Source organism: Streptomyces sp. WP-1 (assembly GCF_030450125.1).
GTDB classification, from domain to species: Bacteria; Actinomycetota; Actinomycetes; order Streptomycetales; family Streptomycetaceae; genus Streptomyces; species Streptomyces incarnatus.
In genome coordinates, this window is sequence record NZ_CP123923.1 from 1366032 (window position 1) to 1382144 (window position 16113).

Below are 16113 nucleotides of genomic sequence, written 5' to 3' on the forward strand. Positions count from 1 at the left end.
CCCCGCCGGTCGCCCTGTCGCGGCAAGCGGCGGACGCCTCATACTCCTGGACCTGATCAGCACACCGGCCGAGGAACAGGGCGAACACAGCGGCGGCGGCAGGTACGCGGAAGCTCGGAGACCTGGAGGTGAGCCGTGTCGGCCACGGCGCGCTGCGGCTGACGGGCAACGGGATGATGGGGAACTCCGACGGCGCGCAGAGCGACCGCGCCGCCGTCGCTCTGCTGCGCCGCGCGTTCGAGCTGGGGGTCGACCACATCGACACGGCCGCCTTCTACTTCTCGCCGCTACGGTCCGCGAACGAGCTGACCAACCGTGCCCTCGCGGGCTGGTCCGGCGAGGTGGCCGTGGTGACCAAGGTCGGGCCGGGGCGGGACTCCGGTGGTGAGTGGCTGCCCATGGCGCGTCCCGAGCAGTTGCGCGGCCAGGTCGAGGACGTCAGCCCGTGTACCGCGTCCGCAGCTCCCGCTTGAGCACCTTCATGCTCGGGCCGAGCGGCAGTTCCTCGGCGAACTCCACGCGCCGCGGGTACTTGTGACGGCCGAGGTGCTCCTTGGACCACTCGATGACGGCGGTGGCGTCGAGGCCGCCGCCGGGTGCCGGGACGACGATCGCGCAGACCTCCTCGCCGTGCAGCTCGTCGGGCAGGCCGATGACGGCGACCTGGGCGATGCCGGGGTGCCGTACCAGGACCTCCTCGACCTCGCGCGGGTAGACGTTGTAGCCGCCGCGGATGATGACGTCCTTCTTGCGGTCGACGATCGTGAGGAAGCCCTGCTCGTCCTTGGTGCCGAGGTCGCCGGTGCGGAACCAGCCGTCGACCAGGGCCTCGGCGGTGGCCTCCGGGCGGCCGAGGTAACCGGAGAAGACGTTGTGGCCGCGGATGACGACCTCGCCCAGTTCGCCGGGCGGCAGCAGTTCGATCCGGCCCTCCACCTCGGCGCGCGCGATCTCCGCGTCGACGCCCCACAGCGGGTGCCCGATGGTGCCGGCCCGGGTGCCGAAGTCCGGCTGGTTGACGGTGGCCGTCGGCGAGGTCTCCGACAGCCCATACCCCTCGTAGATCCGCGCGCCGAACGCGGCCTCGAAGCGTTCGAGTACGGCGACGGGCAGCGAGGCGCCGCCGGAGATGCACACCCGCAGCTCGGGCAGGACGTCCGCGTCCGCCGCGGCCGCCGCGAGCGCGACGAACATGGTGGGCACGCCGTGGAAGGTGTTGATGTTCTCCTTCACCATCAGCTCGATCGCGCGGGCCGCGTCGAACCGGGGCAGCAGCACCAGCGTGGCGCCCGCCCGCCAGGTGGAGTTGAGCGAGACGGTCTGCCCGAACGCGTGGAAGAGGGGCAGCGCGCCGAGGGCGATGTCGTCGGGGCGCACGTCGTTGGCGTCGAAGGCGCAGACGGTCGCGTTCATCACCAGGTTGAAGTGGCTGAGCACGGCGCCCTTGGGGACGCCGGTGGTGCCGCTGGTGTAGAGGATCACGGCCGGGTCGTCGGCGGCCCGGGTGGCGTACGTCGTCAGCGGCTCGGCCTCGGCGGCGAGGGCGTCGAACTCCGCGCCCAGGGTGATTACGCGGACGCCGAGGGCGTCGGCCGCGGTCCGCCCGGCGACGGCCTGTGCCGGGTGGACGAGGAGCAGCGTGGCGCCGCTGTCCTTGAGGACGTGCTCGATCTCGCCCGGGGACAGCAGCAGATGGACGGGGACGACGACACCGCCGGCCGCGGCGACGGCGTAGTAGGCGAGCGGGAACTCCGTGGTGTTCGGGGCCATGAGGGCGACCCGGTCGCCCGGCCGGACGCCGAGGGCGGTGAGCGCGCCGGCCTGGGCCAGCGCCGCCTGCCACGCGGCGCCGAAGCTCAGCCGCCGCTCCCCTTCCACGAGTGCGGTGCGTGCGGGGCGGCGCCTGGCGTTCTCGGCCAGGATGGCGGCGACGGACAGGGTTGCCATGGAGTACGGCTCCGTTTCCTTGCTGCGGCTCGGCGCGCCGAACCGGTCGTACGGTCGTCCCTCGGCGGGGATCCCCCGTCCTCACGAGAGGGATCCCCGCGTCGGATGGTAGCTAGTGCCTCTCGACCAGCACCGCGCTGCCCTGGCCCACGCCCACGCACATGGTGGCCAGGCCGCGTTCGGCGCCGGTGCGGCGCATGCGGTGCAGCAGGGTGGTCAGGATGCGGGCGCCGGAGGAGCCGAGGGGGTGGCCGAGGGCGAGGGCGCCGCCGGTGGGGTTGATCAGGCCGGGATCGATGCCGAGCTGGTCGACGCAGGCGAGGACCTGGGCGGCGAACGCCTCGTTGAACTCGGCCTCCTGGAGGTCGGCGACCTCCCAGCCGGCCCGCGCGAGCACCTTGCGGGTGGCGGGCACCGGTCCGATGCCCATGACATCGGGGTGGACGCCCGCGGAGGCACCGGCGACGTAGCGGCCGAGGGACTCCAGGCCCAGTTCGCCGAGGGCCTCCTCGCTGACCAGGAGCAGGCCGGCGGCGCCGTCGTTCATCGGCGAGGTGTTGCCCGCGGTGACCGTGCCGCCCGCGCGGTAGACCGGCTTGAGGCGGGCCAGCTTCTCCAGCGAGGTGTCCTCGCGGATGCACTCGTCCTGCTCGACCACGATGCCGTCGGGGCGTTCGACGGGCAGGATCTCGTCCGCGAACAGGCCGTTCTTGCGGGCGGCGGCGGCGAGTTGGTGGCTGCGCAGCGCGAACTCGTCCTGCCGTTCACGGGAGATGCCGTGCCGGGTGGCGACCTCCTCGGCGGTCTCCCCCATGGCGAGCACGCCGTGCAGGTCCTTCATGGCGGGGTTGGTCAGACGCCAGCCGAGCCGGGTGTCGAAGGTCTCCATGCGGTGCGGCAGGGCCTCGTCGGGGCGGGGCAGCACGAAGGGGGCGCGGCTCATGGACTCGGAGCCGCCGGCGATCACGATGTCGGCCTCGCCCGCGGCGATGGCGCGGGCGGCGGTGGTGACGGCTTCGAGGCCGGAGGCGCACAGCCGGTTGACGGTGGCGCCGGGCACGGACTCGGGCAGGCCCGCGAGCAGGGCGGCCATCCGGGCGACGTTGCGGTTGTCCTCGCCCGCCTGGTTGGCGGCGCCCCAGTAGACGTCGTCGATCCGGGCGGGGTCGAGCGTGGGTACCTCGGCGACCAGTTGGCGGATCACGGCCGCCGCGAGATCGTCGGGCCGGACGGACGAGAGGGCGCCACGCAGCTTGCCGATGGGGGTACGGCGGGCTGCCGCGAAGTGGACGGGACGCACGGCTTCGACTCCTGACCTACGACGGTGTGGATCAGCGGACCGGAACAGCTCTTAATTAGCACTGCTAGTTTTGGACTATAGACCCAGGAACGGCCCCCTGGGAAGATCCTCCCGAACCGTACCCAGGCAGTTGGAGGAGAGATGCCCCACGTTCGCGCGCACGTCGTCGACGGCACCCGCGGCGACCTCGCCGTCCGCGCGTGGGAGCACCCCGCGCCCCGCTTCCTCGCGCTGCTGGCGCACGGGTACGGCGAGCACGCGGGCCGGTACGACGGGCTCGCCGCCGTCCTCACCGGGCACGGGGCCGCCGTGTACGCGCCCGACCACATGGGGCACGGCCGTTCGGCCGGTGAGCGGGTGCTGATCGAGGACTTCGAGGACGTGGTCGCCGATGTGGGCCGCGCGGCCCATCTCGCCCGCACCGCGCACCCGGGGCTGCCGCTGGTCCTGGTGGGCCACTCCATGGGCGGCCTGATCGCGGCCCGCTACGCGCAGCTGCACCGCCCGGAGCTGTCCGCGCTGATCCTGTCCGGGCCGGTGATCGGCGCCTGGGAGCTGCCGGGGCGGCTGCTGGCGCTGCCGGAGATCCCGGACACGCCGATCAGTCCGGGCGCGCTCTCCCGCGATCCGGCGGTGGGCGCCGCGTACGCCGCCGATCCGCTGGTCTGGCACGGGCCGATGAAGCGGCCCACCCTCCAGGCGTTCGCGCGCACCCTGGACGTGGTGGCGGAGGGCGGCGACGCGGCCGGGCTGCCGGTGCTGTGGCTGCACGGGGACGACGACCGGCTGGTGCCGCCGGCCGGCAGCCGGCCCGGCGTCGAACGGCTCGCCGGCGGCGATCTCACCGAGCGGATCTTCCCCGGGGCGCGGCACGAGGTGTTCCACGAGACGGTGCGGGACGAGGCGTTCGCGGAGGTGACGCGGTTCCTCGACCGGGTGCTCGCCCGCTGAGGCCGGGCACCCACCGGGACCGGCGCCGACCCCGCTGAGCAGGGCTGTTTGCGTCCCCGAACGTGGGGCACCCGCCTTTTCGGACGAGATCGTACGTCGCTTGTGCAAGGCGTACGACACTGATGAAAGGGGACGTAGGCACCATGACCGTGGTGAAGAGCACGCTGTCCGAGAAGGCCCTCGGCGTCACCGCGCCCGCGCTCCAGGACACCCTGATCGATCTGCTGGGTCTGTCGCTGATCGGGAAGCAGGCGCACTGGAACATCGTCGGCCCCCGGTTCCGCTCGATCCACCTCCAGCTGGACGAGGTGGTGGCGACGGCCCGTGCCCACTCCGACACGGTCGCCGAGCGTGCCGCCGCGCTGGGGGTGTCGCCGGACGGCCGGCCCGAGACGATCGCGGCGACCTTCGCGCTGCCCGGGACCAAGGACGGCTGGCTGCGGGACACCGAGGTGGTCGAGCTGATGGTCTCGACCCTGGAGGCGGCCATCGGGCGGCTGCGCGAGCGCATCGCGGCCACCGAGGAGGCCGATCCGGTGACGCAGGACCTGCTGATCTCCATCACCGCCGACCTGGAGAAGGAGCGGTGGATGTTCGCGGCGGAGAACCAGGCACTCTGACACCTCGCGCGGAAGCAGATCCGACACCCGTCCCAGAGCGAGAGGGGAGCCCCGTGGCCGATGCCCTGGAGACCGAGGCGCTGTGGGAGGACTTCCACCGCGTGGTGAACATGACCTCGGCGGAGCTGGCGGCCTGGCTCAGGGTCCGCGACGCCGGTGAGCGGACGGAGCCGCTGCCCGACGAGGCGGGCAGCGCGACCGGCCGGCATGTCCTCGCGATCCTCCAGAAGCGCCGCACCGATCTCACCGACGACGACGTCCGCGTGATGTACAAGGTCGTGGACACCGTCGGTGACCTGGTGGACATGGAGGACGAGCCGCGACCGGAGCGGACGCCGGAGGACACCCGGCGGCGGCACCGGCTGATGACGCTGGGCCACGACCCGCTCAAGCCGTAGCGGCGGCGGGGACACAGCGGCGAGGGAGTGACGCGATGAACCGGGACGAACGCGTCGTACGGGAGCTGGTGTCCGGGTACGGGCGGACCTACGCCGAGGAGGCGGGAATCCGGCTGGCGGACACCCCGCAGCCGCTGTACCGGCTGCTGGTGCTGTCACTGCTGCTGAGCGCCCGGATCCGGGCCTCGGTGGCGGTGGCCGCCGCCCGTGCCCTGCACGAGGACCGGCTGGACAGTCCGCGCCGGATGGCCGACGCGGACTGGCAGCGGCGGGTCGACGCGCTGGGCCGGGGCGGCTACCGCCGCTACGACGAGCGGACCGCCACCCAGCTCGGCGACGGTGCCGAGCTGTTGAGCGAGCGCTGGGGCGGCGATCTGCGGCGGCTGCACAAGGAGGCGGACGGCGACACCGGGGAGCTGAAGCGGCTGCTCCAGGAGGAGCCGGGGGTCGGTCCGGCCGGCGCCGACATCTTCCTGCGCGAGGCGCAGCGCGTCTGGCCGGAAGTGGGCCCCTATCTGGACGGCAAGGCCCTGGACGGCGCGGAGCGGCTCGGCCTGCCGAAGGACCCGGCGAAGCTGACCGAGCTGGCCGGGGACACCGAACCGGCCGTGCTGGCCGCCGCCTTGGTGCGGGCGGCGCTCGACAAGGACGTGGCCGAGGACTGCCTCCAGCGCGCCGCGTGATCGTGCCGGGCCGCCCTGCGTCCATCGCGAGCGGGACACCCTCAGGAGATGGCCGCAAGGCTCATGGAGGCGCCGGCGCCCGGCAGTTGTCCGGTGCTGTCGATGACGACGGGCGACTTCGAACCGGAGAACGCGGCGAAGGGCGTCGCCGCCCACGCGGTGGGCGCGGTGGCCCTGGTCGCTCGTTCCCGGGCCGAAGTGGGCGTCTTCTTCAAGGGACTTGAGCCGCTGGAGCCGGGTGTCGTGCCGGTCGCCGAGTGGCGGCCCGGCGAGGGCCCGGACGGCGACCGGCCCGTCTCCCTGTACGGCGGGGTGGCCCGCACAGCGGCCGACTGAGCGGGCCGGCTACAGCCCGAGGACCCGGCCGATCGTCCGCAGTACGCCGTTCTCGTTGTTCGACGGGGCCAGATGGCGGGCGCGCGCCCGCACGTCCGGGTGGGCGTCGGCCATGGCGAAGGACCACTCCGCCGCGTCCATCATCTCCAGGTCGTTGAGGTAGTCGCCGAAGACCATGGTCTGCGCCGGGGTGATGCCCAGGGTCCGCTGGAGGGCGCGCAGCGCGGTGCCCTTGTCGGCGGTGCGGGTCATGACGTCGACCCAGTGTTCCCCGGAGACCACGACCTGGTGGGTGGCGGCGAAGGCCCCGAGCGCGGGGGCGGTGGAGCGTTCGGCGGAGCGGAAGTCGAAGACGGCGACCTTGATGAGGTCGTCGTCCACCGCGGTGACGTCGTCGACGACGCGGTGCTCGACGTAGTAGCGGCGCACCTCGGCGAGGAACGCCTCGTCGCTCCGCTCCACGTAGGCCGCGCGCTTGCCGCAGACCACGGCGCCCGCGTCCCCGCCGGCCGCGTTCAGCCGCCGTACCGCCCGCGCGACCCCGGCCGCGGTCGCGCGCTCCAGCGGGTCGGAGCTGAGTTCGACGCCGTCGCGGACCACATAGGTGCCGTTCTCGGCGATGAAGACCATGCCCTCGGCGACCTCCGCGAACTGCCGGGCCAGGGTGGCGTACTGGCGGCCGCTCGCCGGGCTGAACAGGATCCCGCGTTCGCGCAGTTCGGCGAGCATCGGCCACAGGCCGGCCGGGATCCGCTTGTCGTCGTCCAGCAGGGTGCCGTCCATGTCGGTGACGATCAGCCGGATGTCCGCGGGGCCCGCCGAGGGGCCGGGCACGTCGAGGAGGGGCGTGGATATGGCGGGCATGTCCTGCTTCCGGCCGGGGTCAGGGTACCCGTCCAGTGTCCCTCATGGGCGGGAACGTCCCCGAGCCACCCCGAACCGCCGACCGTGCGTGGTTCCCGGGACAGCGCGAGCACCCGGCGGCACAATGACGGCGGGCACCCGCACGGAAGAGGGGCGAGAGACGTGACCGACGGTGAGGCTGTGAGCACCGGAGCGCGGCTGGACACGTCCGTGGCGCACAACGCCCGGGTCTGGAACTACTGGATCGGCGGCCGCGACAACTACGAGGTCGACCAGCGGGTCGGCGAGCAGGTCGCCGGGATGTTCCCGGTGATCCGGGAGGTGGCCCGCGCGGACCGGGAGTTCCTCGCGCGCGCCGTGCGCTTCCTCGCCGCCGGGCAGGGCATACGGCAGTTCCTGGACGTGGGCACCGGCCTGCCGACCGTGGAGAACACCCATGAGATCGCCCAGCGCCTCGCTCCCGAGTCCCGCATCGTGTACGTCGACAACGACCCGATCGTGCTGGTGCACGCCCGCTCGCTGCTCACCAGTTCACCGGAGGGCGTCACGGACTACGTGGACGCCGATGTGCACGACCCCGACGCCATCCTGCGGCGCGCCGCCGACACGCTCGACCTGGAGCGGCCGGTCGCGCTGATGATGCTGGGCATCCTCAACTTCGTCCTGGACACCGGCGAGGCCCTCGCCATCGTGCGGCGCCTGATGGCGGCGCTGCCCTCCGGCAGCCATCTGGTGCTCACCCACCCCACCACCGACGCCGAGGTGGGCGGCGCGGGCAATGTCGCCGCGATGGAGTTCTGGAACGCCCACGCCACCCCGCCGATCACCGCCCGCAGCCGCGCCGAGATCGCCTCCTTCCTGCTGGACGCCGAGGGCCTCGTCCTGGTGGAGCCGGGCCTGGTGCCCTGCTCCCAGTGGCGTGCCGGGCCGGGCGCCGCGCCGGTCCCGCAGTTCGGCGCGGTCGCCGTGAAGCGCTGACATCCGCGCGGCGGATCTCGGCGCGCCCCCCTGGGAAGCGAACCCGAAGACACTCCCCCACCTGAACCGAAGCCCCTCTCCTACCTGAACCGACTGCCCCCACCGGGCCCCGCCCGCAAAGGACACGTATGACCACTCTCGCCGACCCCGTGCCCGGCGGCCGTCCCGCCGATCTGCGTCGGGTCGCCGCGCTCACCGCCACGCTGGCCGCGCAGGACGTGCGCGGCATCGTCCTGGCGTATGTGGACACGGCGGGCGTCACCCGGGTGAAGACCGTCCCCACGGCCCGGCTGGAGGCCGCCGTCTCCTGGGGCGTCGGGATGTCCCCGGTGTTCGACACCTTCCTGGCCGACGACTCGATCGTCAGCACCGAGGTGCTCGGCTCCCCCGACGGCGACCTGAGGCTCTACCCCGACCTGGACCAGCTGGTGGCGCTGGCCGGGCAGCCCGGCTGGGCGTGGGCGCCGGTGGACCGGATCACCCAGGAGGGCGAGCGGCACCCCGGCTGCGCCCGTACCTTCCTGCGCCGCATGGTCACCGAGGCGGCCGAGCGGCACGGGCTCGTCTTCAAGGCGGCCTTCGAGATCGAGTGGGCCCTCGGGCTCGGTTCGGCGCCCGCCGGGGAGTTCGTGCCGGCGGTGTCCGGACCGGCGTACGGCGCGATCCGCCAGGTGGAGCTGGGCGACCTGCTCGCCGATCTGCTGGGCGCGCTCGACGCCCAGGGCGTGGCCGTCGACCAGGTCCATCCCGAGTACGCGGCCGGGCAGTTCGAGCTGTCGGCGGGCGCCCTGGACCCGGTGGCGGCGGCCGACCGCAGTGTGCTGGTGCGCCAGACGATCCGGGCCGTCGCCCAGCGGCACGGGCTGCGGGTGTCGTTCTCCCCCGCGGTCCTCGCCGGGAGCGTCGGCAACGGCGGCCATGTGCATCTGTCCTGCTGGCGCGACGGCGCCAACCTGCACGCGGGCGGTGAGCGCCGGTACGGTCTGACGCCGGACGCGGAGTCCTTCGCGGCCGGGATCCTCGCGCATCTGCCCGCGCTGACCGCGATCAACGCGCCCAGCCCGGCCAGCTATCTGCGGCTGCGGCCCTCCCAGTGGGCGGGCGTCTTCACCGCGTGGGGCCGCGAGACCCGGGAGGCGGCGCTGCGGCTGGTCACCGGCAGCGCGGGCCGGCAGCGGCAGGAGGCCAACCTGGAGGTGAAACCCGTCGACCTGGCCGCCAACCCGTATCTGACGCTCGGCTGCCTGATCGCCGCGGGACTCGACGGACTGGCGGCCGGACGCCCGCTGCCCGAGGAGATCACCGGCGACCCGGCGCGCTACGACGCGGACGAGGCGGCGAAGCTCGGCGTACGGCGGCTGCCGACCACGCTGGCCGGGGCGGTGACGGAGTTCCGCGCGGACGACGTGCTGCGGGCCGCGCTGGGCCCGGTCCTCGCGGACGCGGTGAGCGCCGTACGGCTCGGTGAAGTGGCCGCCGTGGAGGGGCTGGACGACGAGCGGGTGGCGGCGGCCTACCGCTGGGCGTACTGACCATGACGCCCGCCGGGCCGGTCCACGAGGCTCTGGCCGCACTGGAGTTGGTGGACCACCACTGCCATGGCGCGACGGTTTCCGACCTGTCCTTCGAGGAGTTCGAGTCACTGCTCACCGAGGGCGAGGCCTGGCCGGGTGTCTCGCCCTTCGACAGCCCGGTGGGCATCGCCGTACGACGGCACTGCGCGCCTCTGCTGGACCTGCCCCGGCACGCCCCGCCGGACGCGTACGTGGCCCGGCGCGCGGAGCTGGGGTGGCGGGAGGTGAACCGGCGGTTCCTGACGGCGGCCGGTGCCGGGGCGTTCTGCGTGGACACCGGCTACGCGCCGCGACCGCTCACCTCCCCCGCCGAGTTGGCCGAGGCGTCCGGCGCCGCCGCGTACGAGGTCGTACGGCTGGAGGGGATCGCCGAGGAGGTGGCCGCGCGGGGTGTGGAGGCGGGCGAGTACGCGGCCGTGTTCCGCGCGGCGGCGGAGGAGGCGGTGCGGCGGCCGGGTGTGGTGGCGGTGAAGTCGGTGGCCGCCTATCGCACCGGGTTCGCCCTCGATCCGCGGCGGCCCCCGGACGCCGAGGTGACCGCGGCGGCGCGGCGCTGGCTCGGCGCGGGCGGCCGCCTCGCGGACCCGGTCCTGGTGCGGCACCTGCTGTGGACCGCCGTCGACCTGGGGCTGCCGCTCCAGCTGCACACCGGTTTCGGGGACGCGGACGTACGGCTGCACCGGGCCGATCCCGCGCTGCTCACCGACTGGCTGCACCGTGTCGCCGGCACGATCCCCGTGCTGCTGCTGCACTGCTGGCCCTACCACCGCCAGGCCGCCTATCTGGCCGCGGTGTTCGAGCGGGTGTACCTGGATGTCGGGCTCGCCCTGCATCACACCGGCCCCACGCGGGCAGGGGTGGTGCTGGCGGAGGCTCTGGAGATCACCCCGTTCCGCAAGCTGCTGTACAGCTCGGACGCCTACGGTGTGGCGGAGTTCCACCACCTGGGTGCCCTGTGCTTTCGTCAGGGCCTCGCCGAGCTGCTGCGACATCGTGTGGAGGCCGATGAGCTGTCCCTGTCCGACGCCCTGCGGATCGCGGCCTGGACGGGCCGCGACAACGCCCGCCGGCTCTATGGACCGCCCGTATCCGAACCGGCCCGCGACCCCCGCGGCCGCCCCACCCGGAAAGTATGATCAAGCAATGTCTGACATGACCGATACCACGCCCGGCTGGCTGACCTCGGACGAGCTGGAGATGGCCAGGGCCCGGATGCCGATCCTGTACGTCGAGGCCGTGCCCGTGCGGGTCGACGACAGCGGCGAAGTCACCAGCATCGGACTGCTGCTGCGCATCGGCCCGGACGGTACGGTCAGCCGGACCCTGGTCTCCGGGCGGGTGCTGCACCACGAGCGGGTCCGGGACGCGCTGCTGCGCCATCTGGAGAAGGACCTCGGCCCGGTGGCGCTGCCCCGGGTCCCGGCCTCCCTCCAGCCGTTCACCGTGGCCGAGTACTTCCCGACGGCGGGCGTCACCGCGTACCACGACCCGCGTCAGCACGCGGTGTCCCTCGCCTATGTCGTCCCGGTCACCGGTGACTGCCGGCCCCGCCAGGACGCCCTGGACCTGGTGTGGTTCAGTCCGCAGGAGGCGTCCTCCGAGGCCCTGCAGAGCGAGATGCCCGGCGGTCACGGCGCGCTGCTGAAGCAGGCGCTGGCCCACGTCGGCCTGGTGTTCTGACCCCGGTCCGGTGCCGGGCGGGCGAACCCCGCCCGGCACCGGATCCCGGCCGGCCCCCGCCCCTGTCAGGTTTCTGCAAGGTCGCCGCAAGGCTTTCGTCCGGTGGCGCCGGGCAGAGCCGGAGCAACGGCCCGCAGGGGCACTCACGAGACACATCGGGGGTACATCGTGTCGGCATTGGGTTCACAGGCCGATCCATCGGCCACCGGCAGGGAATGGCGGACACTGGTCGGCCGCAAGACCGTCCTGACCGTCGCACACACGATCACCTACGCGAAACGACTGGTCGACATCCTGTCGCTGGTGGACGACGACTTCCGGGTCCAGGTGGCGTTCACGGCGCCGCCGCACGTCTTCGGCGACGAGGTGCCGCGCTATCTGGAGCGGCTCGGCTGCGCGGTGCTGCCGTGGGAGGAGGCGGTCCGGCTGCCCTTCGACGTGGCGGTGGCGGCCGGTCCGAAGGGCGTCGAGCGGCTGTCGGCGCCGCTGATCACGCTGCCGCACGGCGCGGCGTACCTCAAGCTCGTCCCGTCGGCCACCGAGCCCGGGGTGGCCGGGCTGCGCCGGACGGACCTCGCGCCCGGCGGGAAGTTACCGGCGGCGCTGGTCATGCCGCACCACGCCGATCTGGCGGAGCTGGCCCGTCACTGCCCGGAGGCGGTGCCGCTCGCCCACGTCGTCGGGGATCCGGTGTACGACCGGATGTCCGTGAGCCTGCCGCTGCGCGAGCGCTACCGCGAGGCCCTCGGACTGCGCGGCTCGCAGAAGCTGGTGGTGGTCGCGTCCACCTGGGGCGCGCGCTCCTCGTTCGGCCGGTTCGAGGCGCTGCTGCCCCGGCTGCTGGCCGAACTGCCCGGCGACGAGTACCGGTGCGTCGTCCTGGCCCACCCGAACGTGTGGTCGGGGCACGGCGCCTGGCAGGTGCGGTCCTGGCTGCGGCGCTGTGCCCGGCTGGGCATCTCGCTGCTGCCGCCGGAGGCGGAGTGGCGCAGTGTGCTGATCGCCGCGGACTGGATCATCGGCGACCACGGCTCGGTCACCCTGTACGGGACGCTCACCCCGGCGCCGATCCTGCTCGCCTCCTCACCGGCGCAGGACATCAACCCCGCCTCCCCGGCCGCCACGCTCGCCCTGACGGCACCCGCGCTGTCGCCGGTGCATCCGCTGGTCGACCAGCTCCGGTACGCGGCGGCGGAGTACCGGCGCGAGGAGTACGCGGCGATCAGCGCCCGCATCACCTCGGAACCGGGGCGCTTCCACCGCAATATGCGGCGGCTGCTGTACCGGACCCTCGGGCTCGGACAGCCCGCCCATGCGCCGGTCACGGCCCAGCTCCCGGCGCCGCCGCCGCTGAGCGCGTGGCCGGCGGCGGGGCAGGAGGTGCCGGCATGAGCGGCCTGGTCGTCGTACGGCTGCTGTCCCCGGGCGGGGAGGCGTCCGGAGCCGCCCCCTGGGTGAGGCCGGTGCTGCGGGTGCGCATGGGGGCGGCGGGATCCGGTACGGAGCTGATCGCCGAGGCGGGTCACGTCCGGTCCGGGGCGAGGGCGTTGACGGAGGGTGACGAGCACTTCGCCGTGAACGCCGATGCGGCCCCCGAGAACCGCCGGTTGGCCTGTGCGGATGTGCTGTACGGGGTACGGCCGCGGCCCCCGGCGTCGGCCGCGCGCTGGCTCACCCGGGTGGCGGCGCGCCATCCGTCGTGCGCGCTCGCCGCGGTGCCGCTGTCCGGGGGCGGCTGGCTGGCCCTGGCGGGCTCGGCCGCCGGTGGGCGGGGCGGCGGGCCGCGGATGGTGGCGGAGGCGGTCGGTCCCGACCAGCCGCTGCTGGCCTCCTGTCTGCACGCGTGGCTGGTCGAGGGCCGCTCCCTCGCCGAACTGGCGTATGTACGACCCCTGCGGCAGGCCGCCGCGGGCGGTCGTACGGCGGCGGGGGCGTGCGCTCACTCCAGGCGGCGCGCGTCGGCGGGGCTGGTGACCTCGTAGAGGGAGCGCGCCTCGGCCAGGTACTCGGCGGCTTCCGTCTCGGCGCCCTGCTCCCGTGCGCCGCGCCCCAGCATCTCCAGGGTGCGGGCCTGCCAGTGCAGGGCGCCCGAGGCGCGGAACGCCTCCAGTGCCTCGGTCAACTCATCTGTGCCCAGGGTGCGTTCGCCGCCCTGGGCATGGGCGCGGCCGAGGAAGGCCAGGGCGCGGGTCGCGTCGTGCGGGTCGGCCACCTCGATCAGGATCCGCCGGGCCTCCTCGAAGAGCGGGATCGCGGTGACCGGGTCGTCCCGGCGCAGAGCGGTCTCGCCGAGCAGGATCCCGGCGAGCGCGACGCCCCGGCGGTAGCCGCACTCCTCCCAGATCCGCACGGCGAGGTCCAGATGGCGCACGGCCTCGTCCAGCCGCCCGGTGGCCATCCGGCAGCTGCCGAGCCCGAGCCGGGCCTGTCCCTCGTCCCGGACGTCACCCGCGGCGCGGGCGGCGGCCAGTGACTGGGTGTACCAGTCGGCGGCCTCCTCGACGCGTCCCGCCGCGGAGAGGCCGATGGCGCCGGAGTTGAGCATCTGGCGTTCGGCCTCGGGGTGTTTGTCGGCGCGGGCGGCCGCCAGGCCGATGGTGTGGGCCTCGGCCCACAGGTCGTAGTAGCGCAGCCGGAGGAACAACGGCCACATGGCGTCGACCAGTTGCCAGGCGGTGGCGTGCCAGGCGCGCCCGGCGGCGGTGCGCAGCAGGGCCATGAGGTGGTGGCGGTGGGCGTCGAGCCAGTCCAGCGCGCCCTTCTCCGCCTCGAACGGCGCGGGCAGCGGGGTCGGGTGGGCGTAGGTTCGCGGGAGGGTGAACTGGGCCGGGGTGATGAGCTGTTCGGCGGCGGTGGTCGTCCGCAGATACCAGTCGGCGACGCGTCTGAGCGCCTCGGTCCGGGCGTCCTCGCCGTCGTGGGTCTCGGCGCAGGAGCGGGCGTGGACCCGGACGAGGTCGTGGAAGCGGAAGGTGTCGGGGCCGATGTCCTCGACCAGGTTGGCCTCGATCAGTTCGTCGAGCCGGCGTTCCGCCCACTGCTCGCTCTCGGCGCACCCGGCGGCGGCCGTGCGGGTGTCGAAGGTGGGCACGGGGAGCGTGCCCAGCATGCGGTAGAGGCGTGCGGCACGCTGGTCGAGCACCGCGTACGACGCGTCGAGGGCCTTGCTCACCGTGATCTCCCCTTCCACTTCCAGTGCGGCCAGCCGGTCGGCGTCCGGCGCGAGGGAATCCGCCAGGGCGGCGATGGGCTGCCGGGGGCGCGCGGCAAGCCGGGCCGCCGCCAGGCACACCGCCAGGGGGACCCCGGCGCACAGCTGGACGACCTGTTCCACGGCGCTGCGTTCACCGGCCACGCGTGCCTCGCCGACACCGCGTGTGAGCAGTTCGAGACCGGCGGCGGCATCGAGCGCGTCCAGCCGGAAGAACGCGGCTCCGTCCAGGCGCAGTCCGGTCAGCCGCTGCCGGCTGGTCACGACCACCAGGGCGCCGGAACCGCCGGGCAGCAACGGCCGGATCTGTGCCGCCGTGTAGGCGCTGTCCAGCATGACGGCGACGCGCAGCCCCGCCGTCACCGACCGCCACAGCGAAGCCTGTTCGGCTAGTCCGGCGGGCGGGGCGGCGACCCCGAGGGAGCGCAGGAACTGTCCGAGCACCTCGGCCGGGTCCGCGGGACCCTCGGCGGCGTGGCCGTACAGGTCGGCGTACAACTGCCCGTCGGGGAAGGCTGCTTCCTGGGTGCGGAGCCAGCGGGAGACCAGGGCGGTCTTGCCGATCCCGGCCGGGCCGTTGACCACGATCAGCGGGGGCCCGGTCTGCGGGTCGTCCTCGCTGGCCAAGAGGCCGTTGAGGGCGTGGAGTTCCTCGGCTCTGTCGGTGAAGTGGTGCGGCACTGGCAGGAGTTGCCGTGGTACCGGCAAGGACTCCTTCGGCGGCATGTGCACATGGACGTCACGGGCCTGGACCACCGGTCCCGAGAAGGTACCGCTCGCGATGCTGTTGCCGACCGAGCCGTCCCGGCCGCCCTCTCCTGTCGCTCCCATCCTTTTCTCCCCCGCCCGTTGTCATATTCACCTGTCACCGGGCTCTACCCCTGAGACGGCCTGCCGTATGCGGCGGCCGCACATTCCCGGCCACCGCGGGGCCCCAGGGCGCTCTTGAAGGCGGCGCGTCCACCCCGCACAGTGGAGGGGCCAGCCGAACGGGACGGGACGGGGGACCTCGCTCATGGATCCGGTGTCGATGGGGCTGCTGACGGCTCTGGCGGGTGGGGCCGGCGGGGAGCTGGGCCGCCAGGCGTGGACGGCGCTCGGGGAGTTGGTACGGCGCCCGTTCCGGCGCGGTGGCGCGGTGGACCCGGAGGGTTCCGCGCCCGAGGGGTCGGGAGAGGCGGAGCTGGCGAGGCTGGCCCGGGATCCGGGCGACGCGGCGGCGGCGCGGGCGCTGAGCAGCGCGCTGTCCCGACGGGCCGCCGCCGACGCGGAGTTCGAGGAGCGGCTGCGGCGCTGGGACGAGGCGGCCCGGCGGGTCTCCCTCACCGGCGGGGACGTCCACAACTCCATCTCGGGCGGCACGTTCTCGGCCCCCGTGATCCAGGGACGCGACTTCACGGGCACGACCTTCGGCACGCCCCCGGCCGACGGCTGACCACCACGGGCGTCGCACCGCCTCACCACCGGCATGGGCGGGGCCGGCCCCGGTCTCCTCGCCGAGGTGCCGGGTCCGGCCCCCGCGGTCTCGCGTTCGTCACCGCGAGGGCTTCTACCGGGCGGCCGTACCCGCC

Annotated in this window: 16 protein-coding genes and 1 pseudogene; 13 read left to right on the plus strand and 4 right to left on the minus strand. The window is 73.9% G+C overall.

The window, feature by feature from the left end; genetic code table 11:
• Positions 1–122 precede the first annotated feature (122 nt).
• Positions 123–437 (plus strand): annotated as a pseudogene (locus QHG49_RS05670) (aldo/keto reductase); the annotation flags it as partial.
• A 1-nt stretch (position 438) separates the two neighbouring features.
• Here QHG49_RS05670 and QHG49_RS05675 read toward each other — a convergent pair.
• Together QHG49_RS05675 and QHG49_RS05680 are read right to left on the minus strand one after the other, a co-directional pair.
• Entirely contained in the window at positions 439–1947 is a 1509-nt protein-coding gene (locus QHG49_RS05675) for a long-chain fatty acid--CoA ligase (protein WP_301487526.1), read from the minus strand.
• A gap of 112 nt (positions 1948–2059) precedes the next feature.
• Positions 2060–3247, minus strand: a complete 1188-nt coding sequence (locus QHG49_RS05680) for a thiolase family protein (RefSeq protein ID WP_301487527.1) — start codon at positions 3245–3247, stop codon at positions 2060–2062.
• A gap of 141 nt (positions 3248–3388) precedes the next feature.
• On the opposite strand from QHG49_RS05680, the gene QHG49_RS05685 reads away from it, so the two are divergent.
• The 5 genes from QHG49_RS05685 to QHG49_RS05705 all read left to right on the plus strand — a co-directional run bounded on the left by QHG49_RS05685 (position 3389) and on the right by QHG49_RS05705 (position 6235).
• Entirely contained in the window at positions 3389–4198 is an 810-nt protein-coding gene (locus tag QHG49_RS05685) for an alpha/beta hydrolase (protein WP_159706616.1), read from the plus strand.
• Positions 4199–4341: 143 nt separating this feature from the next.
• The gene (locus QHG49_RS05690) at positions 4342–4818 is read left to right on the plus strand and encodes a Dps family protein (protein WP_145491814.1); all 477 of its coding nucleotides are present in this window, start codon (positions 4342–4344) and stop codon (positions 4816–4818) included.
• Positions 4819–4871: 53 nt separating this feature from the next.
• Entirely contained in the window at positions 4872–5216 is a 345-nt protein-coding gene (locus QHG49_RS05695; RefSeq protein WP_159706614.1) for a DUF3140 domain-containing protein, read from the plus strand.
• A gap of 35 nt (positions 5217–5251) precedes the next feature.
• Complete coding sequence (locus QHG49_RS05700; RefSeq protein ID WP_301487533.1) at positions 5252–5899, plus strand: endonuclease; 648 nt, start codon at positions 5252–5254, stop codon at positions 5897–5899.
• A gap of 48 nt (positions 5900–5947) precedes the next feature.
• Entirely contained in the window at positions 5948–6235 is a 288-nt protein-coding gene (locus QHG49_RS05705) for an SAM-dependent methyltransferase (protein ID WP_301487535.1), read from the plus strand.
• Between the two features lie 9 nt (positions 6236–6244).
• Here the strand turns inward: QHG49_RS05705 and QHG49_RS05710 are convergent, their stop codons facing one another.
• A complete protein-coding gene (locus QHG49_RS05710) occupies positions 6245–7099 on the minus strand; it encodes a Cof-type HAD-IIB family hydrolase (protein ID WP_301487537.1) in 855 nt (284 codons plus the stop codon).
• Positions 7100–7279: 180 nt separating this feature from the next.
• Here QHG49_RS05710 and QHG49_RS05715 point away from each other — a divergent pair, with 180 nt between their 5' ends.
• From QHG49_RS05715 to QHG49_RS05740, 6 genes are all read left to right on the plus strand, one after another.
• Positions 7280–8077 carry an SAM-dependent methyltransferase gene (locus tag QHG49_RS05715; RefSeq protein ID WP_370530429.1) on the plus strand — a complete coding sequence of 266 codons (798 nt, stop codon included), beginning with the start codon at positions 7280–7282 and terminating at the stop codon, positions 8075–8077.
• Positions 8078–8205: 128 nt separating this feature from the next.
• Positions 8206–9609, plus strand: coding sequence for a glutamine synthetase family protein (locus QHG49_RS05720; RefSeq protein WP_301487541.1), 1404 nt, complete (start codon positions 8206–8208; stop codon positions 9607–9609).
• A gap of 2 nt (positions 9610–9611) precedes the next feature.
• Positions 9612–10787, plus strand: coding sequence for an amidohydrolase family protein (locus QHG49_RS05725; protein ID WP_159706604.1), 1176 nt, complete (start codon positions 9612–9614; stop codon positions 10785–10787).
• Positions 10788–10803: 16 nt separating this feature from the next.
• Complete coding sequence (locus QHG49_RS05730; RefSeq protein ID WP_167532447.1) at positions 10804–11331, plus strand: NUDIX hydrolase family protein; 528 nt, start codon at positions 10804–10806, stop codon at positions 11329–11331.
• A gap of 168 nt (positions 11332–11499) precedes the next feature.
• Positions 11500–12723, plus strand: coding sequence for a hypothetical protein (locus tag QHG49_RS05735; RefSeq protein WP_201300711.1), 1224 nt, complete (start codon positions 11500–11502; stop codon positions 12721–12723).
• A complete protein-coding gene (locus QHG49_RS05740; RefSeq protein WP_301487545.1) occupies positions 12720–13313 on the plus strand; it encodes a hypothetical protein in 594 nt (197 codons plus the stop codon). The genes QHG49_RS05735 and QHG49_RS05740 overlap by 4 nt, the downstream gene beginning before the upstream one ends.
• On the opposite strand, the gene QHG49_RS05745 is transcribed toward QHG49_RS05740, so the two are convergent.
• Positions 13271–15373 carry a tetratricopeptide repeat protein gene (locus QHG49_RS05745; RefSeq protein WP_301487547.1) on the minus strand — a complete coding sequence of 701 codons (2103 nt, stop codon included), beginning with the start codon at positions 15371–15373 and terminating at the stop codon, positions 13271–13273. The genes QHG49_RS05740 and QHG49_RS05745 overlap by 43 nt on opposite strands.
• 184 nt (positions 15374–15557) lie before the next feature.
• On the opposite strand from QHG49_RS05745, the gene QHG49_RS05750 reads away from it, so the two are divergent.
• A complete protein-coding gene (locus QHG49_RS05750) occupies positions 15558–15977 on the plus strand; it encodes a hypothetical protein (RefSeq protein WP_301487549.1) in 420 nt (139 codons plus the stop codon).
• The last annotated feature ends 136 nt before the right edge of the window (positions 15978–16113 follow it).